This is a genomic window from Butyrivibrio sp. WCD3002, from assembly GCF_000424265.1.
GTDB lineage: Bacteria > Bacillota > Clostridia > Lachnospirales > Lachnospiraceae > Butyrivibrio.
In genome coordinates, this window is the sequence record NZ_AUJO01000001.1 from 814248 (window position 1) to 835343 (window position 21096).

17 protein-coding genes and 1 other RNA gene are annotated in these 21096 nt (G+C 42.0%); 2 read left to right on the forward strand and 16 right to left on the reverse strand.

Going from position 1 to position 21096, the window contains the following annotated elements; all coding sequences use genetic code 11:
• The first annotated feature begins 259 nt into the window (after positions 1–259).
• Positions 260–937, forward strand: a complete 678-nt coding sequence (locus G608_RS22155; RefSeq protein ID WP_026494840.1) for an NUDIX hydrolase — start codon at positions 260–262, stop codon at positions 935–937.
• Positions 938–1022: 85 nt separating this feature from the next.
• Here G608_RS22155 and mnmA read toward each other — a convergent pair whose 3' ends face one another.
• From mnmA to thrC, 12 genes are all read right to left on the reverse strand, one after another.
• Positions 1023–2114: a tRNA 2-thiouridine(34) synthase MnmA gene (gene mnmA, locus G608_RS0103375; RefSeq protein WP_026494841.1), complete on the reverse strand. Its 1092-nt coding sequence runs from the start codon at positions 2112–2114 to the stop codon at positions 1023–1025.
• A gap of 15 nt (positions 2115–2129) precedes the next feature.
• A complete protein-coding gene (locus G608_RS0103380; protein ID WP_026494842.1) occupies positions 2130–2465 on the reverse strand; it encodes a metal-sensing transcriptional repressor in 336 nt (111 codons plus the stop codon).
• 25 nt (positions 2466–2490) lie between these two features.
• Positions 2491–3237: an energy-coupling factor ABC transporter ATP-binding protein gene (locus G608_RS0103385; RefSeq protein ID WP_035794349.1), complete on the reverse strand. Its 747-nt coding sequence runs from the start codon at positions 3235–3237 to the stop codon at positions 2491–2493.
• A 16-nt stretch (positions 3238–3253) separates the two neighbouring features.
• Entirely contained in the window at positions 3254–4030 is a 777-nt protein-coding gene (gene cbiQ / locus G608_RS0103390; protein ID WP_026494844.1) for a cobalt ECF transporter T component CbiQ, read from the reverse strand.
• 35 nt (positions 4031–4065) lie between these two features.
• Positions 4066–5070: an energy-coupling factor ABC transporter permease gene (locus G608_RS0103395; protein WP_026494845.1), complete on the reverse strand. Its 1005-nt coding sequence runs from the start codon at positions 5068–5070 to the stop codon at positions 4066–4068.
• Between the two features lie 401 nt (positions 5071–5471).
• Positions 5472–7439, reverse strand: coding sequence for a YgiQ family radical SAM protein (locus G608_RS0103405; RefSeq protein ID WP_026494846.1), 1968 nt, complete (start codon positions 7437–7439; stop codon positions 5472–5474).
• A 3-nt stretch (positions 7440–7442) separates the two neighbouring features.
• Positions 7443–8774, reverse strand: coding sequence for an aminotransferase (locus tag G608_RS0103410; RefSeq protein WP_051208767.1), 1332 nt, complete (start codon positions 8772–8774; stop codon positions 7443–7445).
• A 174-nt stretch (positions 8775–8948) separates the two neighbouring features.
• The gene (locus G608_RS0103415; protein ID WP_026494848.1) at positions 8949–10178 is read right to left on the reverse strand and encodes an EAL and HDOD domain-containing protein; all 1230 of its coding nucleotides are present in this window, start codon (positions 10176–10178) and stop codon (positions 8949–8951) included.
• Positions 10179–10262: 84 nt separating this feature from the next.
• Positions 10263–10470, reverse strand: a non-coding RNA gene (gene ssrS, locus G608_RS22775) — 6S RNA.
• A 156-nt stretch (positions 10471–10626) separates the two neighbouring features.
• The gene (locus G608_RS0103420; protein ID WP_035794352.1) at positions 10627–12444 is read right to left on the reverse strand and encodes an aminopeptidase P family protein; all 1818 of its coding nucleotides are present in this window, start codon (positions 12442–12444) and stop codon (positions 10627–10629) included.
• A 42-nt stretch (positions 12445–12486) separates the two neighbouring features.
• Positions 12487–13863: a citrate/2-methylcitrate synthase gene (locus tag G608_RS0103425; protein ID WP_035794353.1), complete on the reverse strand. Its 1377-nt coding sequence runs from the start codon at positions 13861–13863 to the stop codon at positions 12487–12489.
• Between the two features lie 41 nt (positions 13864–13904).
• Positions 13905–15389 carry a threonine synthase gene (thrC, locus tag G608_RS0103430; protein WP_026494851.1) on the reverse strand — a complete coding sequence of 495 codons (1485 nt, stop codon included), beginning with the start codon at positions 15387–15389 and terminating at the stop codon, positions 13905–13907.
• A 197-nt stretch (positions 15390–15586) separates the two neighbouring features.
• On the opposite strand from thrC, the gene G608_RS0103435 reads away from it, so the two are divergent.
• On the forward strand, positions 15587–16384 hold the full coding sequence (locus G608_RS0103435) for an AP2 domain-containing protein (protein ID WP_026494852.1): 798 nt from the start codon (positions 15587–15589) through the stop codon (positions 16382–16384).
• A 166-nt stretch (positions 16385–16550) separates the two neighbouring features.
• On the opposite strand, the gene G608_RS0103440 is transcribed toward G608_RS0103435, so the two are convergent.
• The 4 genes from G608_RS0103440 to G608_RS0103455 all read right to left on the reverse strand — a co-directional run bounded on the left by G608_RS0103440 (position 16551) and on the right by G608_RS0103455 (position 21085).
• The gene (locus G608_RS0103440) at positions 16551–17213 is read right to left on the reverse strand and encodes a flagellin (protein ID WP_026494853.1); all 663 of its coding nucleotides are present in this window, start codon (positions 17211–17213) and stop codon (positions 16551–16553) included.
• Positions 17210–17332, reverse strand: a complete 123-nt coding sequence (locus G608_RS24100) for a hypothetical protein (RefSeq protein ID WP_255345310.1) — start codon at positions 17330–17332, stop codon at positions 17210–17212. The genes G608_RS0103440 and G608_RS24100 overlap by 4 nt, the downstream gene beginning before the upstream one ends.
• Before the next feature lie 113 nt (positions 17333–17445).
• Positions 17446–19272, reverse strand: a complete 1827-nt coding sequence (locus G608_RS0103450; RefSeq protein ID WP_330366863.1) for an ABC transporter ATP-binding protein — start codon at positions 19270–19272, stop codon at positions 17446–17448.
• Positions 19265–21085, reverse strand: coding sequence for an ABC transporter ATP-binding protein (locus G608_RS0103455; RefSeq protein ID WP_026494855.1), 1821 nt, complete (start codon positions 21083–21085; stop codon positions 19265–19267). The genes G608_RS0103450 and G608_RS0103455 overlap by 8 nt, the downstream gene beginning before the upstream one ends.
• Positions 21086–21096 lie beyond the last annotated feature (11 nt).

The window sequence follows — 21096 nt, forward strand, 5'->3', positions numbered from 1 at the left end:
TCTTTGGCACACCAGTCCCTTCAGCTGTTGTTCTCGCTCGGTGTGCCACTGGGGACGGTTCTCGGTGTGCCACTGGGGACGGTTCTCTTTGGCACGCTGAAGCGTGCCAAAAAGAACCGTCCCCAGTGGCACACCCCTTCAATTTCCACATAGCTATTCTTTTATTAAATTATGTTAATATGCTATCATTTTAATGTGACAAGGTAAAGTGATAAACGGACAAAAGCATATTTAAAAATGACATATCAGGAGCACTTCAATGAAAAATGAAATCCTTGATAAACTAAAGAATTATTCTCAATCATTTGATGGCAAGTATGCCGTGATGATACCACTTGTGGAAATAGACGGTGCGCTGCATGTGATTTTCGAGGAACGTTCCCATAAACTAAAATTCCAGCCGGGAGAGATTTGTTTTCCGGGAGGTAAGATTGAGGAGGGCGAGACGCCTAGAGATGCTGCAATCAGAGAGTTTATGGAGGAATTATATCCGGAGAAGCTTGCAGCAATGTCTTTAGGAAATGTCGATAAAAGCAACTGTTCAAATGCTTTATCATCAGAAAGTTCGGAAGTCTTCGATGAGTTCCTTGATATCCTATGCCAGTTGCCGCCTCTTCCGGGCCCGACAGGAGCATATGTCTATCCCTTTGTCTGCATGGTTAAGCAGTTTAATGGCAGCTTTTCATCCGATGAGGTGGAAAGAATCATCACTTATCCAATCTCGTATTTTATCGAGCATACTCCATCCCACTATCCCATGGAGCGCAAAGTAATACCGCCTGCGGATTTCCCCATAGAGAAAGTAACAGGCGGCAAAAGTACCTACAACTGGCATGCCCAGAAATATGATATGTGGATTTATGAAGATACGTCTCCCGTAATCTGGGGATTCACAGGCAGACTCCTCCACGCTTTTATTGAAATAATTAAGGCCTGATGTGCCCTCTCCAAAAATCAGACATATTCTAACTTTTGTGGTCGATACACATTCAGGCCATTTACTAACTGTTTTATGAAAAAAATTAATCTGCGTGATCGATTATTCCTCCGCCAAGAACTATATCCCCGTCGTATAATACCGCGGACTGTCCTGCGGTTATGGCTCTTTGTGGCTCATCAAATGAAATATGTGCCACTCCGCCTTCTTTTTCCGGAAGTGTAACTGTGGCAGGCTGTTCTTTATGCTTATACCTGATCTTCACGCTGCATCTGATATCTCCCTTTGGAAGCTCTCCTGTGATCCAGTGAAAATCTCTAACCGTGAGATCCGTCTTGAACAGATCCTCATTATCTGACAGCACCACCTGATTTTTCTCTATATCAAGCTTTGTCACATAGAGTCTTTTCTCTGACGCCACACCAAGGCCGCGTCTCTGACCGATTGTATAGTTGATCAGTCCGTTGTGATGACCGATAACATTTCCATCCTTATCGACGATATCACCGCCGGGATATTCCTTATTCCTATACCGCTTTATCATTGATGCATAGTCACCATCCGGTACGAAGCAGATGTCCTGCGAATCGCTCTTGTGGGATGTGACAAATTCCTTTTCCTCTGCAATCTGTCTCGCCTCAGTCTTATGAAAATCACCAAGAGGAAATACTGTGTGTGAAAGCTGCTCCTCAGTTAAATCATATAAAACATAGCTCTGATCCTTTGAAAGGTCCGCAGCCTTTTTCAGATAAAAATGTCCGTCCTTCTCCTCTATTTTCGCATAGTGACCGGTAACGATATAATCACAGTCCAACTCCATGGCCTTCTTATAAAGGATATCGAATTTAAGATATTTGTTGCATCTTATGCAGGGATTGGGAGTTTCGCACCTTTCATAGCTGCACACAAATGGCTCTATTACCATTTCCCTGAACTCGTTTTCATAATGATAGATGTAATAGGGAATTCCGATTTTCTCTGTAACCGCTCTGGCATCCTCAGTATCCTTAAGGCTGCAGCAGGTTCCGAAAAGATCCTCGCCTATCATGTCGTTTTCATATAATCGCATGGTACAACCGATGCAGGAAAAGCCTCTCTGTGCCATAAGCTGCGCAGCAACACTGCTGTCTACGCCTCCGCTCATGGCTATGAGTGCTGTTTTTTTCTTATTATCCATAAAACCTCATTTAATTTAGATAAACTTCTGAACTGCCTTCTGGAATTCCTCAACCGCTCTTGTGTCCCCATCCTCGATAGCATGGGTTATGCAGTGAGTCATATGCTCATTTATAATTTCCTTACCCAGATTCTTAAGTGCCGAATTCACTGCGGAAAGCTGCATAAGAACATCTGCGCAGTCATCATCATTTTCAATCATAAGCTTTACATGATTGAGATGACCGATTGCCCTGCTCAGTCTGTTTATCTGCTTTTTCTTCTCCTCCGGAGAATGAAAATGTCCGTGGTCATGCACATGCTCGTGACCTTCATGTGTATGCTCGTGGGTGTGTGTCTGTTTTTTCTTCATATCTGTTTCCTTTAAAACTCTACTATCAATAATTCTGAAATCTAAGTGGAAGCTCAAGTCCGTGACTTTCCAAAAGTTCCTTATCCCTCAGGATGATCTCTGCTTTATCATCAGCTATTATAGTACCATCATGCAAAAGAACAACCCTTTCGCATGTATCCATTATAAAATCAAGATCGTGGGATGCAACTATTTTAAGGCATTTTAGCTCATTTAATATATTTATGAGGTTCCTCCTGTTCCTTGGATCAAGAGCAATCGATGGCTCGTCCATCAGGATTATATCAGGCTCCATGGATAAAATCGTTGCAATGGCCGCAAGCTTTTTCTCACCGCCGGAAAGCTTGTAGTTTTGCTTATTTCTAAGATTTTCTATATGCACCTTTGCAAGCGCTTCATCCGTTCTCTCTTTTACCTCTTTCTCAGAAAGGCCGTAATTTCTTGGGCCAAAAGCCACGTCCTGTTCCACTGTAGACATAAAGAGCTGGCTGTCGGAATCCTGGAAAACATACCCGATATGCTCTCTTACATGGTTAAGGTTCTTCTTATTCACAGCATGTCCGGCTATTTCAAGGCGTCCGTCGTAATCAAGATAAAGTCCCACAAGCAGTTTTAATAAAGTGGACTTTCCGATTCCGTTAGCGCCAAGGAGTCCTATGCTCTCTCCGTCACTGGCGTGGAGCGATAAGTCAAACAGCACCTGCTGATTTTTTTCATAGGCAAAATTCAAATGTTCAATTGTTAAAAGTTCACCATGTATTCCGGTATGCATACTTTACATCCTTTATTTATAAAAACAAATAGCTGTGTCTTATAAGTATAAAAATCGTTATCCAGATAAGAGGATAGGCGACATCTATCACTCTTACTTTTATTTTTTCAGAAGAAAAATCTCCCTTAAAGCCCCTAAGAAGCATGCTCTCATAGACTATTGTTGCCCTGTCCATGCTGCGGATAAGCCACATTCCAACCAATGTGCCCCAAGCGCTGTAATGCACGCCGTTTTGATTAGGTGCCCTAAGTTTATAGGCTGTCGCTATTCTGTCCGCTTCCTCGCCCATTATATAGAAATACCGCCCGATCAGAAGAACAACTATTACGATTATCTTTGGCACATGGACTGTTCTTAGCGCATAGCAGATTTTTTCTATGGATGTGGTAGCAATAAGAATATAGGTTGCAAGTACTGCGTAGAAGCCCTTCAGCATAAGGGTAAACATGGAAAGCACGCCCCCTGAAATACCAATATTTCCTACCTGCAGCAGTACCTCTTTATCAAAGAAAGGATTCAGCACTCCCACAAATATCACGAGAGGAAGTATCAGCCTCATCCTGTAAATTCCTGTTTTAAATGAAAGTTCTCCGATGACAAAACCGAAAATGATGTAGACAGACATAAGAATCAGCGGTGTCACTGCGTATTTGTTTATGGACACCACCGTAAAAATGTATATAACGCTAATAAGCAGCTTTCCCAGAGGATGAAGGTCATTCATCCAATGAGAACGCTGCCATAATTCTTCAATGCTTTTAAATTCGTTTAACTTCTTTTCAATAGAATCCATTAAAATAACCATTTCTTAAAAATGGCTATGAGTTATTAGTTCTCCTGAACACTCTTACCATTTTTGAAGAATTTAAATGCATAACATACCAGTGTAAGTATGATAACAACCATGAGAGAACCCACGATTCCGGAGAAGCTTGTTCCTACAGCTGCTTCGCTGTCCTTAAATGCGTAATCCGGTAAAAGTGAAGTCGTAGTCTGGATGTTTTCAGCAGTTTCATATACGCTTCCATCAGCTTCAAGCTCTGATGTGCCTGCAACCTTTTCCATGGACCACTCAAGACCATCCGGGAAAGCAGATGCAAAAAGTGAAACAACGCCGCCGCAAAGTGCTGCAGCTACTGCAAGAACGATGATAGTCTTCTTAAATGTAAGCTTGCTCTCGCTCTTGTTCTCGCCTACGCCCCATAAGAGCTCAGGTCTTGCTTCGTTGACAAAAGTAAGTACAGCTGCTGTGATAAGACCCTCAACTGCGCCAATAGCCAGGTGTATAGGCTGCATTGTTGCAAGGAATACTGAGAAGGGAAGCTCTGTAACGCCTGAAGCAAGTGTCTCAAGTGTAACTGAGAAGGCGCCCAGCTGAAGTGTCAGCACGCATCCAAGTATTGATGCAAGGACGATCTTTCCTCTTGTAACTCCTTTTTTCATGATAGGCTTCCAAATAAGAAGCGCTCCTATAAAGCACCCGTAAAAGGCCATATTCCAGACATTGCATCCCAGCGCCAAAAGGCCACCGTCCGCAAACATAAGACATTGTATTAGAAGAACTCCTATCATAGTAAGGAATCCTGCGTAAGGTCCAAGAAGTGCTGAAAGCATCATACCTCCGCAAAGATGTCCTGATGAACCGGTTCCGGGAATTGTAAAGTTGAGCATCTGAGTAGCAAATACAAAAGCTCCCATAACACCCATGACAGGTATCTTCTTCGGATCATCCTCCAACCTTACTTTTTTGATTGAATAAGCGGCAGCTCCTGTGGACAGAACATACATTGTTCCGGCAACAGCGGGAGTAACCAGGGCGTCAGCCATATGCATAACAAATTCTCCTCCATATATTTGAATAATATTTTAGAAACGAAACAGATATTTAGACGTTTCTAGAAGAGTATATGTTGCACACAATATGATTACAAGCCCCCCTGGGGGATGTAAATCATTGATATTTACAATGTTTTTGTAAAATTACGCCCTATATCAATCATATATTTACGTTATTTTGCTTTAATGATATTGTTTATGATTTTATAATATTTTCTTTAGCCTTTACTAATACTTCTTATGGTTCTTTTAGGGTTCGTACATACTTTTGTCAAATTTAAACTGTATTATAAACATATCAGAAGCGAAGACTTCTGACTCCCCCAACAAAACTTTTTTCATACCAGAGCTGTAAGGTTCCCCACCTTACAGCTCCTCCTCCATTAATGGGGATTTTTTTATTTTCTTTTCTTTTTTCCTGAAGCTTTATTCTTATTGGCGAAGTTGTTATTTCTGTTGCCGGAAGTTTTATTTACGCCACTTCTGCCGTTACCTAGCTTACTATTACCTTGCTTTCCGTTGCCGGACTTAGAGGTCTTACCATACTTCCCACCTTTATCTATAATAACCTTCCTTGGTGGAATAAGGCAGTCTTTTCCAAAGCCTATCAGGTCCTCTCTGTGCTCACGGATAAGTGCTTCCTTAACAAGCTCATAATTCTCAGGTCTTCTGTACTGGATAAGTGCCCTCTGCATTGCCTTTTCATGGGGATCCTTCGCCACATAGACATTTTCCATGGTAAGCGGATCAATCCCGGTGTAATACATGCAGGTAGAAACTGTTCCCGGCGTGGGATAAAAATCCTGTACCTGATCGGGATTAAGTCTGTGCTTGCAAAGATACTCCGCAAGAGCTATCGCATCCTTAATAGTGCTGCCGGGATGAGATGACATAAGATAAGGCACGGCATACTGCTGCATTCCAAGGTCCTTGTTCACCTTATCAAATTTCTCGATAAACTTATCATACACACTAACAGACGGCTTACCCATCTTGGAAAGAACATTATCTGAAATATGCTCCGGGGCAACCCTCAGCTGTCCGCTTATATGATATTTGCAAAGCTGTCTGAGGAAGGAGTCATCCTTATCAGCCAGAAGATAGTCGAATCTGATACCGCTCCTTACAAATACCTTTTTAACCCCTTTGAGCTCTCTAAGCTCCTTAAGAAGCTTCAGGTAATCCTTATGATCCACTTTCATATTAGGGCAAGGTTTCGGATACAGGCATTTCTTATTCATGCAGGCACCGTTTACAAGCTGCTTTTTGCAGGCAGGCTTTCTGAACTGGGCCGTAGGGCCTCCTACATCATGGATATAACCCTTAAATTCCTTCTCAGATAAGAAAAGCTTTGCTTCCTTTATTATTGACTCATGGCTTCTTGCCTGAACAATTCTGCCCTGGTGGAAGGTAAGGGCACAGAAATTACACTCACCAAAGCATCCTCTGTTTGAGGATATTGAATATTTAATCTCGCTAAAAGCAGGGATACCGCCCATTTTGTCATAAACCGGATGCCAGGCCCTCATATAGGGTCTTTCATAAACATCATCAAACTCCTGCTGAGTTAAGGGTCTTGAAGGCGGATTCTGCACTACAAAAAGGCTCTTATCATAGGTCTCATAGAGGCGTTTTCCGTTAAAGGGATCAGTATTCTTATACTGTATGCCAAAGCTCTCAGCGTACTTTCTCTTATCTTCCTTTATTTCTTCAAACTCGGGAAGCTTAACCGCATCGTAAATATTTTCTTCATTTCTTGTCTTGTAGACTGTGCCGTTTATAAATGTGATGTCCGCCACATCCATACCGGATGCAAGAGCATCAGCTATCTCAACTATACTTATCTCTCCCATCCCGTAGGATATGATATCTGCTCCGGAATCAAGAAGGATTGAGCGACGCACCTTATTTGACCAGTAATCATAGTGCCCGAGCCTTCGAAGGCTGGCCTCTATTCCGCCTAAAATTATCGGATTTTTCTTATAAACCTTGCGAATCAGATTGCAATAGACAATCGATGCATAGTCCGGTCTCTTACCCATCTCTCCGCCGGGACTGTAGGCGTCTGTCTGCCTTCTTTTTTTCGCAACAGTATAATGGTTGACCATTGAATCCATATTGCCGGCCGATACCAAAAAACCAAGGCGGGGCTCGCCAAGGACGGTGATGCTTTTTTCATCCCTAAAATCAGGCTGACAAATAAGGCCCACGCTATAACCGTGAGCCTCCAATGTTCTTGTGATGATGGCACTTCCAAAGCTTGAATGATCTACGTACGCATCGCCGCACACATAGACAAAATCAACCTGTGAAAGTCCCATCTCTTCCATATCTTTTTTACTGATAGGTGGAAATCCTAATGCCATATCTTATTCCATTTCACCAAGAAGTTTATTTGCATAAACAAGTCTTACACAAACTGTGAAAATCTCCATTGCTGTACGAAGATCTCCAAGTGACGGGTATGTAGGTGCAATTCTGATATTACTATCATGAGGATCCTTCTTATAAGGATATGTAGCACCTGCGCCTGTCATTGTAACACCGGCTTTCTTTGCTCTGTCTACTATAGCCTTAGCGCATCCCTCAGGAGCGTCAAAGCTTATGAAGTAACCTCCCTTGGGTCTTGTCCAGTCACCGATTCCGTAAGGAGCAAGGTCTCTGTCAAGGATCTCAAGAACTGCTTCGAACTTAGGTCTTATTATTGCTGCGTGCTTTTTCATGTGTTCCTTCATTCCGTTTATATCGCCAAAGAAACGCACATGACGGAGCTGGTTAACCTTATCATGTCCGATGGTCTGGTTTGTGAGCTGTGCCTTGATCTCTTCAAGGTTATTAAGAGATGTGGCAATAGCTGCTATACCACTTCCGGGGAATGTAATCTTGGAAGTGGATGAGAACTTATAAACCATATCGGGACTGCCGGCCTTTTTACACTCAGCAAGGATCTCAATGAGATAATCCTGATCGTCATCGTAAAGATGGTGAATACCGTAAGCGTTATCCCAGAAAATACGGAAATCTCTTGCAGCAGGACGAAGTCTTGCAAAGCGTCTTACTGTGTCATCTGAATATGAGTAACCCTGAGGGTTGGAATACTTAGGCACACACCAGATTCCCTTTATGGTCTCATCCTCAGAAACCAGCTTCTCAACAATATCCATATCAGGGCCTGTAGGAGTCATGGGTACGGGAATCATCTCGATTCCAAAGTACTGAGTGATTGCAAAGTGTCTGTCATAACCGGGAACCGGACAAAGGAATTTAACCTTATCAAGCTTGCACCAGGGTGTATTTCCCATGATTCCATGTGTATAGGCACGTGAAACAGTGTCATACATAACGTTAAGTGATGAATTACCATATATAATAATATTGTCCGGACTGTTCTCCATCATGGCACCGATCAGTTCTTTTGCCTCCTGGATACCATCAAGGACACCATAGTTACGGCAATCTGTACCATCTTCACAGGACAGATCAGCTTCAGAATTAAGAGCATCCATAAGTCCCATGGAAAGATCAAGCTGCTCATGGCAGGGCTTACCTCTTGCCATATTGAGAGTAAGATCCATATCCTGGTATCTCTTGTACTCCGCCTTAAGGTTAGCCACCTCACGCTGAAGCTCTTCCTTGTTCATTTCTTTGTAGGTCTTGACCTTAAGGTCAACGTTTTTCAGATCCGGCTTTTTGTTATTCATAATAAAACTCCTTATCCCAAAATTGACTAGAATGTATTATATCACAACTTATTAATAATGCGATACTTTAATGTGATAAAGAATTTGCATAAATACAACGTAAATTCGTAAGAATTTCCTATAAAATAAAAAGCGGAGCAACTTATTGCCACTCCGCCAAGTCTCATACTTTTGTTAATTTATAGGATCAATGAGATCTCTGTACCACTTAAGTGCATCTGTATATGCTTCATAGATTCTGCTCATCTCCAGATTTTCAAGAATCATAAGTCTTGAAACCTCCTGCCAGGAAGCATCCTCATATTGATAAACCAGATTGATTACCGGCCAAAGCTCTCCGGTATTTCCAAGAAGAGCATCCTCAATTTTCTTGGAAACGTGAACAAGCTTAAGGCACTCCTCCATGGTCTGATCTAGCATGATATCAAGAAGTGAGAACAATCCTGTTAGGAAAAGCTCTGAAGCAAGGCCTGCCATATCGAATACGCTTGCAAGATTTTCGGCAAATTTTGCACGTATCATTGAGATTCTGGTGATCTCACTTGGCTTATCGGCACAAAGCTCTTTTGTTACTGCTGTATTGATCCATCTCTTAAGTTCCTTCTGTCCCAGCATAGCAGCTGCGTGTCTGACAGAGGTTATCTCAGAGTTGATAGACATGTGATTAACCATCTCCAGCATTGAGATGACAAGAGCCGCATCCTTACCAATTACATCGGCAGCCTTCTGAAGATCAAAATCAGGATCGTTGACCACATTCAAAAGCTCGATATATGTAACCTTTAAGGGTGCAACGGAAATCTCAGAATCCTCTACAGGTACGCGGAAAAAGCTTCCTTCATAGAGATCATAGGTGCCATCTGAGGAAAGTCTCTCATAATCATCCTTACTATCTACATTTACAGCACAGAGCTTAATCTTGGGAAAAGCTTTTTGGAAATAAATTTTGGCACTTCTGATATTGACCTTGCGATGATCAAGAAGTACATAGTCACACATCTCAAGCAAAGGTCTGAAGGTCTCGAACATGTTGCCTGCCAGCTTCCTTATGGCTATTTTATAGCCCTGACCTCTAAGATCCCAAAGCCTTGCAAGATAAGGCTCCTGAGGAAGAACTGTATTATCCAGAAGAAGAACGATCCTCTGCTTTGGTGCCTTGCACTGGTCCTCGATATTGGCAAATAAAGAGATGTTATTGATCTCAACAAAAACCTCTTTATTACCGGCAAGAACATTGGTGCCGATGCTATCTACGATATCAAGTCCGACGATATTAACTACATTATCAAGATAACCCGTACCCATAAGCTGCGGGTTCATAAGGTAGTTTTCTCTCTGTGCAAATACAGAGTATGCGCAGACTTTCATCTCATCATCAAACAGCGGAATAAGCGAAGCAAGCATGGAACTTTCTCCTTTCGAATGTTTTCTGAATTCTGATAACTTATTATACCATTTTGCAAAAAAAAAGAACAGATTTACTGTTCTTTTAAACCCGAAATGCCGGTTCCGGTTATTTGACTCCTAGCAAACGCCAGGTGGGTTACCGCAGCAGCGATATCTGTCTTCCTCTCCCATAGCTTGTCTGCACATGTGCAGGGCCGGAGGCGTGACATCAATCCAGCAATCTAGGTGTCCCGTTTAAAGTAACTGTAGGTTCAAATTACACCGGAAGTGTCGAGCATCCCAGGCGAGCTCGAGGCTCGTATAAACTGCTTCTGCAGTTCTTTAATTATATTATAAATCACACGCGCCCCAAATCAATAGAATAATCCTTAAAAATTCTTAAGAAATAATGAAAAAACCGCATAAAATCTTCATTTCGAGCGTTTTATCATGAAAAAACGTTACATCAAAGGGGCTTTGTCGCATTCTTAAGCCAATCTTTGATTTCCTTCTCTTCAATGAGAGGCTCAATGGTGTCATAAACCATCTTCTGATACTCGTTGATAGCATCTATCTCTCTTGGCTGAAGATATTTTTTATCGATTGCATCGCGGTCAAGAGGCACATAAGTAAGATGCTTGAAGCTAAGGAACTGACCATCACTGTTCTTTACGTCCTTAACAACCTCTAAGATGTTCTCAATACGGATACCATGCTTACCTTCGATATATACGCCGGGCTCATCAGACATGATCATTCCGGGCTTAAGAGGTGCTTCATCCTCAACAGAGCGTGACTTCCAACGGATGCTGTGAGGTCCCTCATGTACGTTAAGGATATATCCGATACCATGGCCTGTTCCGCACTTATAATCAATTCCGATATTCCAGAGCGGACCTCTTGCAAGGATATCAAGATTTCGTCCGTTGCAGCCCTCAAGGAATTTTGCATTTGCAAGCTGAAGCATACCTACAGCTGTAAGAGTGTAGTGCTTCTTCTCCTCTGCCGAGATTTTTCCAAGAACAATGGTTCTTGTTACATCTGTGGTACCACCCATGTAGGTTCCGCCTGAATCAACAAGAAGGAAGCCCTCTCCCTTAAGTGCGGCGTTAGAAGTCTCAGTTGCTTCATAATGCATCATGGCAGCATTATCCTTGTAAGCACTGATAGTAGGGAATGACAGCTCTATAAAGCCGGGAAGCTGAGCTCTCATCTCGTCAAGATGCATAGCTGCAGTATACTCATTGAGTTCACCCTTAGGTGCTTCCTTTTTAACCCAGTAAATGAACTTTGTAAGAGCAGCGCTGTCGCGGATATAAACCTCGCGAATATTCTTAAGCTCCGTATCATTCTTGCAGGCTTTCATCATCTCTGTGGGATCAAAGATGTTCTTAATCTTGGCATTTCTGCTATCGGAATTATCGCTGATAGTTCTGTAAACCTGATAGCTTACATTTCTCTCGTCATAAAGAGTGATGCCTTCATACTCATATTCATCAAGCCATCCGATAATCTTGTTATAGGGAGCAAGCTCAATATCGTTGCTCTCGCAATATGCACGCACCTCATCACTAAGCTCTTCAAACTGCACGAAAAGAACGGTCTTTTTCTCTGTGATGAAAAGGTAACTGAGAATAACAGGATTACATTCTACATCGTTACCTCTAAGGTTTGTAAGCCAGCAGATATCATCAAGCTTGCAAAGAAGATATGCCTTAGACTTGTTCTCAGTCATTGTGGCACGTACTTCTTTAAGCTTTTCCTTAAAGCTCTTACCGCAGAGTTCATCAGGAAGAATATAAATAGGATTGCAGGGGAGCTTTGGTCTGTCTGTCCAAACCTCCATTGCAAGATCTCTGTCGTATTTTACCTTTGCCTGAACTGTTTTTAGTGCCTTTTCATAGGAAAGTCCTTCTGCTGCAGGAACTACCTTGCCGTCAAAACCAAGGACCTCTCCTGCCTTCATATTTTCCTTGAGATACTCTTTTATTGTGGGCACACCCTCTTCACCCATGCGATAAAGAGTAACTCCTGTACCCTTCATCTCTCTTTCTGCCTGGATGAAATATCTTCCGTCTGTCCACATTCCGGCCCACTTCTTAGATACAACAAGTGTACCGTTTGATCCTGTGAAGCCGCAGAAATACTCCCTCACTTTGAAAAAATCTGCTGCGTACTCAGAGTTGTGGTAATCGGATGTGGGCATAAGATAATAGTCAATGCCATTCTCCTCCATCTTTGCTCTGAGAGCAGAAAGTCTTTCCTTAATAACTTTATTTTCCAATTCCTTAATCCTCCAAAAGTCCCATGTTACGGGCCTTTTATATTATCTTTCCTCCATGGGCACATAAGGATATTCATCACTTACTGCCTTATATGCAGGACGAATGATCTTACTGTTGTTGGCAAGCTCTTCCATTCTGTGAGCGCTCCAGCCAACTATACGGGCAATCGCAAACATTGGTGTGAAAAGCTCCTCCGGAAGCTCCAGCATTTTATATACAAATCCGGAATAGAAGTCCACGTTAATACTTACACCCTTGTACATCTTACGCTCAGCGCTGATTACTTCAGGCGCAAGCCTCTCTACCATCTCATAAAGAGCAAGCTCTTTATCCATGCCCTTTTCTTTGGCAAGTTTAATTGTATATTCCTTAAGAAGCACCGCTCTCGGATCTGACTTTGAGTAAATAGCATGTCCTACACCATAGATAAGACCTGCCTTGTCAAAGGCCTCCTTATGAAGAAGCTTCTTTAAGTACTCCTTAACCTCTTCCTCGTCGGACCAGTCCTTAAGCTCTTTTTCCATCTGGTCAAACATGTGAATAACCTTGATGTTGGCACCACCATGTCTTGGTCCCTTAAGAGAGCCGATAGCCGCAGCTATAACTGAATAAGTATCTGTCATAGATGAGCTCACAACGTGAGTTGTAAAGGACGAGTTATTACCACCACCATGCTCCATATGCAGGATAAGGCATATATCAAGCAGTCTTGCTTCAAGCTCTGTATACTTACTGTCCGGACGAAGCAGGTAAAGAATATGCTCTGCCGTGGACAACTCTGCCTTCGGAGGGTGAATGAAAAGACTCTTACCCTCGTGATAATGGTTATATGCCTGATATCCGTAAATAGCAAGGAGCGGGAAAAGACTTATCATCTGCAGGCTCTGCCTAAGTACATTGGGCATTGAAACATCATCTGCACTGTCATCATAGGAATACAGCGTAAGAACACTTCTTGAAAGAGTATTCATCATGTCACGGCTTGGAGCCTTCATAATGATATCTCTCACAAAGCCCGTAGGAAGTGATCTGTAAAAACCAAGAAGCTGGCAAAAGCCCTGCAGTTCGCTCTTTGTGGGAAGCTTTCCGAAAAGAAGCAGATATGCTGTCTCTTCAAAGCCAAATTTACTCTTTGATGCCGTTCCGTGAACGATATCCTTAACATTGATTCCCCTATAGAAAAGCTCACCATCTGCGGGTATTGTCTCACCATTAATATGCTGGGTAGCATTGATGGTCGAGATATTGGTAAGGCCGGTTAGGACACCCTTACCATTTAAATCACGAAGGCCTCTTTTTACGTCGTACTTAGTATAGAGATCGGTATCAATGACATCTGCTGTCTCCACCAATCTGGCAAGATCCACTATCTCAGGTGTGTTGTCAGAATAAATGTTTATCTCATTATTGTTCCCCATTGATATCCCCCGTTTTCTATTTATATTTTTATTAAATCCGATTACTGTAAAAAGCTTCTTACTGCATCAGCAAGGCCGTCCTTGGAAACCACCTTATTATGCAGTACCTTTGCATCTCTGATTGATGTAACGGCTTCAGGTATCTCAACTCCGGAAACCTCAGAGAGCTTATCAGCAAGCTGGAAGTCATCGAGACTGTCATCGTTTTTACCAAGTGCAGTCATAACGCTTCTTGTGAACTTATAAGGACTTGCTGTAGATGCAATAACTGTAACTGTCTTATCATCTGTATCGCGAACATATTTGTCATATACACAGGCAGCAACTGCTGTGTGTGTATCAATGAGATAGCCTGTATTGTTAAACAGTGAGCTGATGGTCTTTGCTGTCTCTTCCTCTGTAGCATATCCGCCATAGAAGCAGCCAAGCTTCTCTTTCATAGCGTCTGTTATTTCATACTTGCCATCTGATGTGAGCTGCTTCATATAATTTGCATCAGCTACGGCATCGTCTCCGGCAATATGATAAATGAGTCTCTCAAGGTTGGATGAGATCAGAATATCCATTGAAGGTGAGCTTGTAAGTACAAACTCTCTATTTCTGTCATACTCTCCTGTCTTGAAGAAGTCATAAAGCACCTTGTTTGAATTGGATGCGCAGATAAAAGTCTTTATAGGCAGTCCCATTTTTCCTGCATAATATGCAGCGAGAATATTTCCGAAGTTACCCGTGGGAACTACAACATTTATCTGGTCTCCCTCAGCAATTCTTCCTTCCTTAAGAAGTCTTGTGTATGCATAAACATAATAAACAATCTGAGGCATAAGTCTTCCGATATTGATGGAGTTTGCACTTGAGAACTGGAAGCCCTTCTCATCGAGTTCCTTTGCAAAATCAGGATCAGTGAAAATCTTCTTTACGCCAGTCTGAGCATCATCGAAGTTGCCTTCAATTGCTACAACGCATGTATTTGCGCCTTCCTGTGTAACCATCTGTTTCTCCTGAATGGGAGAAACACCGTCCTTGGGATAAAATACAACAATTCTGGTACCGGGAACATTAGCAAAGCCTGCAAGAGCAGCTTTTCCTGTGTCACCGCTTGTAGCTGTAAGAATAACTATCTCATTCTTTAAATTGTTTTTCTTAGCAGCTGTTGTCATCAGATAAGGAAGTATTGAAAGAGCCATATCCTTAAAGGCAATTGTTTTTCCATGATAAAGCTCAAGGTAGAATGCACCATCTGCCTCTGTCAGAGGCGCCATCTCTTCCGTGTCAAACTTGGAATCATAAGCGTGATCAATACAGTAGCGAAGCTCTTCCTCTGTATAATCTGTAAGCATTAGCTTCATAACCTGGTAAGCTGTTTCGCGGTAATCCATTTCCTTAAGTTCTGATAATGATTTATCAAGATGAGGGATATGATCCGGTACAAACAGTCCTCCGTCTGTGGCAAGTCCTCTGAGTATTGCCTGTGAAGCTGTAACCTGATTTTTATCTCCTCTGGTACTCTTGTACATAACTTCCATAATATGACACTCCTCCGTTTTCATGTTGTTAGCTTATAAAACACTGTGATACAATAAGATAGATAAATGACTATACATTCATGAGTCGTTTACGATTTTCTTATGAATATATACTTTGAGTAAAAAGTATAACACAAAAATGCATATTTTTACATAACCAATTACTAGTCAATTTTAGTTTATGGGGGTAAACCAAAATGGCAAACAAAGTAACGGGGGTATATGAAACATGTCTCAAGGATGGGACTAAATCTTATCGTGCATCCATCACTTACAAGGGCAAGCACATAGCTCTTGGTTCTTTTACTGATGCCCAGCTGGCAGGTCGGGCATACACTCAGGCTCAAAGCATTCTCGAGGACAATTCATGGACACTTGATTCCTATAAATCCGGGCAGCCACTGCCCTTTGAAAAGTGCGTCGTCCTGATAAATTACAGGGACAAGGGACTTTATATTCCAAATCCCATATATCTTGAAAAGAAGTTCTTTTTATATTACCTTTCACCGCAGCAAACACTTATTTTTGATATCGATGACCTCTTCTATTATTCGTCCCACAAGATCATGCAACGAGGCTCTCACCTTTTCGTGGCCGATTACGGCTCTCAGATAAGCATTCTAAGCCGCTATGGCATAAGAAGCTACGCAGTTGAAGGCAGAGATTATAAATTTGCCAATGGAAATTCCAGCGACCTTCGCTATGAGAACATACAAATACTGAACAGATATCACGGCGTCCGCCAATATAATCACAGGGGTTATTTAAAATACAAGGCTGTGATCCATGTTCGTGGAGATTTTGTGATTGGGAAATACAACACAGAAAACGAAGCCGCCATTGCTTACAATAAAGCTGTAGATACGCTTAGAAGGAATGGCATAGAAAAAAACTATATGCAAAACTACATCGAGGATCTGTCCGCGTCACAATACGCAGATATTTATACCACAGTTAAGATATCACCAAAGATAATGAAGCTGAATATGGCGTGATGCCACAGGATGCCACTGGTGCCCCAGTGGCATCGTCCCCAGTGGCATCCTGGCATCCTGTTTTAAATAAAATAAGGCCGCCACCATATATATTTAAACACAGGCGATTATAAGCGAAGCTTAACGAACATGTGTTCAAATATATATGATGGCGGCCGATTGATTTTTAAAGCATAAGATTCATGTTACTTTTCTGCTCTTCGTCATCAAGCTGCTTCTTCTGCATCTGATTGCGATAAGCTTCGAGAGTCTGATTCTTGCGGAGCTCTGTGATCTCCTGAGCAATATCAGTATCAGTAATCCTGCTCTCTGCACTGAGCACATTCTCTCTTGCGATAGAATTGTAGCTCATATTGTGCTCGTAACCATTTGTTTCTGCTCCAACCGTGCTTCTGGCATCATTCACATTTTTAATGGCAGCGTCAATGGAGTCGACATCGTTAAGATCGATATTATCGAGCCCAAGTGCTTTCATCTGCGAAGAATCAAGCTGCTGACTAATACCCTTCATAAGCTGAGAGTTTACATTTGCAATGTCGTTTTTGTCGCTAGCTGAAAGGGTATCATTCTGTGAATAAACGGCGTTAGCGCGAATATCCTGCAGATAATCCGTAACACCATCAAGAACTCCGTCACGAATGTTGCGCTGAGATATGTTATCTCTTGCATTCTTAACATTCACACCCTGAGTTCTCTGAGTTGCCTCCATCTTCTGAGAGATGGCAAGCTCGGCGGCACCATCTGCAGCAGTGGGTAACTTGTTACCACTTGCGATCTTGCCATAGGATGAATAGTTACTGTAGCTGTTGTTACTAATGCCTCCTATCATATAGCGCCTCCTTTCTTCCTCCATGAATAAGGATAAATCCGTTCTGCGCCTGTGACTCCTATAAGTCCCCACTTGATGTAGCCACTGGGATAGATTCTCTGTCCCTGAAAATCTATCATAGGATCCTTCCTAAAACTCTGCCATCATGGCAGAATAAACCTATAGTTAATTAATACAATAACATTTTTCTGTCAATTTGTAAAGAATTTCAAATTTGTGATTATTACCAAAATTATCCAATAGCTTTTATTGACATTTCCTCATACTGTCTTGAGAAAAGACTATAGTAATATCCATCCTTATTCTTCATAAGCTCCTTGTGTTTACCGCGTTCTATGATCTTTCCGTCCTTTACAACAAGGATTACATCGGCATCAACAACGGTGGATAATCTGTGAGCAATCATAAATGATGTTCTTCCCTTGATAACAACTGAAATAGCATCCTGAATTGCTTTTTCTGTCACAGTATCAATGGATGAGGTCGCCTCATCAAGTACAAGTATCTTAGGATCGGCCAGGATAGCCCTTGCAAATGATAACAACTGCTTTTCACCTGTAGAGAGCATATCTCCGCCCTCACCTACATCACTGTCAAGGCCACCATCCATGCGCTTAACAATTCCATCAGCAGATACCAGTTTGAGTGCATCCCATATCTCTTCATCTGTTGCATTCGGATTGCCGTATTTCAGATTTTCTCTTACACTTCCGGAGAAAAGATGCGGTGTCTGAAGAACATATCCGATATTACTGTGAAGCCAAAGCTGTGACCTCTCTCTGGCGTCTCTGCCATCGATCAGAACCTGTCCCTTTGTAGGCTCGAAAAACCTGCAAACAAGGTTGACAAGTGTGGATTTTCCGGCACCTGTCTCACCTACGATTGCCACGTTAGTACCCTGAGGCACCTTGAGGTCAAAGTTCTCAAGCACGTACTCTGTTCCATCAGGATAGTGGAAGGATACATCCTTAAATTCAACATCACCGTAAAGCTCTTCCCAGTTTTCCTTCTTGGGATTGAAGGTATCACCGTATTTCTCCACAACCTCTTTGGAATCAGCCACATCCGACTCTGTGTTAAGTAGTCTTGTAAGTCTCTCAACGTTTACCTGCACTGCAATAAGCTCGGATATTGTAACGATGATATTCTGTATAGGCTCAAGGATACCAAGAGCATAGGATAAGAAAACCGAAAGGGTTCCAATTTCCATAACGCCCTCCATTGTTATCTTTCCGCCTCTCCAGAGGGCCAGTGCCAACGCACAGGATGAAAGCATAGTTACAGAGGCTGTGAAAAACGCTGAATAATGCGTTGCGTGAACTGCATTTTTACGATAGCTCTCTGTGTCCTTTGTAAAGTCATCCTGAATTTTCTTTTCGACAACAAGTGTTTTTATTGCCTTTGCACCGGTTATACCTTCATTGAAGTTACTGGTGATAGTTGAATTAAGCTCTCTGATATGCCTGTTAAGAACAATCAGATGTTTCTGAAAATAAATAACCAGCACAACTGCAATCGGCACAAGTGCAAGTATATAAAGTGCAAGTCGAATATTTATGGACAGCATTACTATCAAAACAAACAGGATGTAGCTTCCATTCCAGATGATATCCATCATTCTCCATGCCACAAGCATTCCGATTTTACCGGTATCGCTCATAACTCTTGCATGAATATAACCAACGTTATTTTGATTGAAATATGAGAAGGAAAGCTCCTGCAAATGGTTAAATGCTGCATTTCTAAGATCCCTATCCACAGACATCTCTATTTTTCCGCACATATAAGCACTTGTGAAATCCATACAAAGCTTTACAACAAGTACGATGGCATATAAAAGGGCAAACCTTCCAATTCCCTCCAGTGTTCCCTTTACTATGTAATTATTTATTGCATATCTGTTAAAAAGAGGAACGATACTGTCCACCAGACTTACCATTGCGCCTAAAAAGATCATTAACATCATCTTGTATTTGTAAGGCTTTAAATATGGTAAAAGTCTTGGAATTCCCATCCAGGGAAGTTTAACTATTTCTTTGTTATTATTTGTCTCAGGCACTTTCTTCACCTCCCTGCATCTGAATGTCATAGATTTTACGATAAAGACCGCCCTTAGCTACCAGTTCATCGTGGGTGCCCTCTTCAATAAGCTCTCCATGACTTAAAACAATAATATGATCTGCATGCATAAGCGTAGTTATTCTGTGTGATATCAGAATTGTTGTGGCACCGCTTGCATGCTTATCAAGGGAAGCCCTGATCTTAGCATCTGTCTCCGTATCAACAGCTGAAAGTGAATCATCAAAAATCATAATCGGCGGCTCGGTAATAAGCATCTGGGCAATAGCTGTCCTCTGCTTCTGTCCACCGGATAACGTAACACCTCTCTCTCCAACAAAGGTGTCATAACCCGCATCAAAATTTCTGATAGTTTCATCAAGGGATGCCAGCTTTGCTGCTCTTGTGACATCCTTAAGCTCAGGTGATTTTCTTGCTATTCCAATATTTTCCTTAAGGGTTCTTGAAAACAGGAATGGCTCCTGAAGCACAAGACCAATATTCCTTCTAAGATAGTGCATCCTGATATCACGGATATCCACACCGCCTATAGAAATTGTGCCCTGCTCCTGCGGAAGCTCGTAAAGCCTGTCCAGCAGATACATGAGTGTAGACTTACCGGAGCCCGTACCTCCAAGCACACCGATAGTCTCACCGGCTTTTACCTTGAAGCTGACATTTTTAAGGATTTCAGAGGAACCGTTATCGTAAGAAAAGCTTACGTTATTGAATTCGATATCCTTGTCAAGAGGAGGCTCAATCGCACCCTCCCTGTCACTCTCTATCTCAGCATTCATGATTTCTCTCAGTCGATCAACAGATACGCCTGCCTTACTCATCTCGGAAATAACACGTCCCAGCATACGAACAGGCCATGAAACCATGGCATTGTAGGAATAGAAGGCAATCATCTCACCTACTGTAATCTCACCTCTTACAGCAAAAACACAGCCCATAACAAGCACAACCATGCACTGCAGGCCTGCTATAAGGTCATTTGATGTCCAGAATGCGGAAAGCAGCATCATAAGATCAATCCACATCTTTGTGTACTCTTTATTCTTTTTCTCAAAGCGCTCGCGCTCGTAGGTCTCACGTCCAAAGGCTCTTACTACTCTGACGCCGGTAAGATTCTCCTGTGCAATAGCTGACAATCTTCCCTCTTCCTCATCAGCTTTTCTGAACGCGTTTCCTATGCGGTTATGGAAAAACAGTGAGTAGAGAACAATTATCGGAATAAATGCCAGAGAAATAAGCGCCAGCTTCACATGAATCTGAAACATGAAAATAAGTCCAAAGGTTATCATGATCACAATTCTGAAAAGTGATGTGAGCTGCTCTGCCAAAAAGACTTTAATAGTCTCAACGTCAGACGTACAGCGCTGAATAATATCTCCCGTATGATTTTCTCCATGCCAGGAAAAAGGAAGATGAGCAATATGATCAAATAGAATATCTCTCATCCTCTTTATCAGCTTCTCTGCAGCCATGGAATTAAGAAGCTTATTAAGATATCTGCAGATTCCGCAAATAATAGCAATCGTTATTACTATCAGAGCTACAACCAGCAAATGAGTCTTAAGATATTCCTTTCCACCTGAAATGCCCACAAGAAGCTGCATATAAAAGGGCATTGCAGACTCTGAATCACCTATAAGGTAATCCACTGTGTACTGGATTATTTTGGGATTTACCATATCAAGAAAAGCCACAAGCATTGAAAATATAATGCCTGAGACAAAAAGACCTATACTTCCCTTAAGAAAGAAAAATACAAGCCCCGACCGTGTCGGAAACTTATTTTTGTTATCCATAATCAACTCCC

Coding starts and splice junctions, on each gene's coding strand:
- G608_RS22155 (WP_026494840.1), top strand. CDS start 260: ATGAAAAATGAAATCCTTGATAAACTAAAGAATTATTCTCAATCATTT.
- mnmA (WP_026494841.1), bottom strand. CDS start 2,114: ATGGATAATAAGAAAAAAACAGCACTCATAGCCATGAGCGGAGGCGTA.
- G608_RS0103380 (WP_026494842.1), bottom strand. CDS start 2,465: ATGAAGAAAAAACAGACACACACCCACGAGCATACACATGAAGGTCAC.
- G608_RS0103385 (WP_035794349.1), bottom strand. CDS start 3,237: ATGCATACCGGAATACATGGTGAACTTTTAACAATTGAACATTTGAAT.
- cbiQ (WP_026494844.1), bottom strand. CDS start 4,030: ATGGATTCTATTGAAAAGAAGTTAAACGAATTTAAAAGCATTGAAGAA.
- G608_RS0103395 (WP_026494845.1), bottom strand. CDS start 5,070: ATGCATATGGCTGACGCCCTGGTTACTCCCGCTGTTGCCGGAACAATG.
- G608_RS0103405 (WP_026494846.1), bottom strand. CDS start 7,439: ATGGCATTAGGATTTCCACCTATCAGTAAAAAAGATATGGAAGAGATG.
- G608_RS0103410 (WP_051208767.1), bottom strand. CDS start 8,774: ATGAATAACAAAAAGCCGGATCTGAAAAACGTTGACCTTAAGGTCAAG.
- G608_RS0103415 (WP_026494848.1), bottom strand. CDS start 10,178: ATGCTTGCTTCGCTTATTCCGCTGTTTGATGATGAGATGAAAGTCTGC.
- G608_RS0103425 (WP_035794353.1), bottom strand. CDS start 13,863: ATGGGGAACAATAATGAGATAAACATTTATTCTGACAACACACCTGAG.
- thrC (WP_026494851.1), bottom strand. CDS start 15,389: ATGGAAGTTATGTACAAGAGTACCAGAGGAGATAAAAATCAGGTTACA.
- G608_RS0103435 (WP_026494852.1), top strand. CDS start 15,587: ATGGCAAACAAAGTAACGGGGGTATATGAAACATGTCTCAAGGATGGG.
- G608_RS0103440 (WP_026494853.1), bottom strand. CDS start 17,213: ATGATAGGAGGCATTAGTAACAACAGCTACAGTAACTATTCATCCTAT.
- G608_RS24100 (WP_255345310.1), bottom strand. CDS start 17,332: ATGATAGATTTTCAGGGACAGAGAATCTATCCCAGTGGCTACATCAAG.
- G608_RS0103455 (WP_026494855.1), bottom strand. CDS start 21,085: ATGGATAACAAAAATAAGTTTCCGACACGGTCGGGGCTTGTATTTTTC.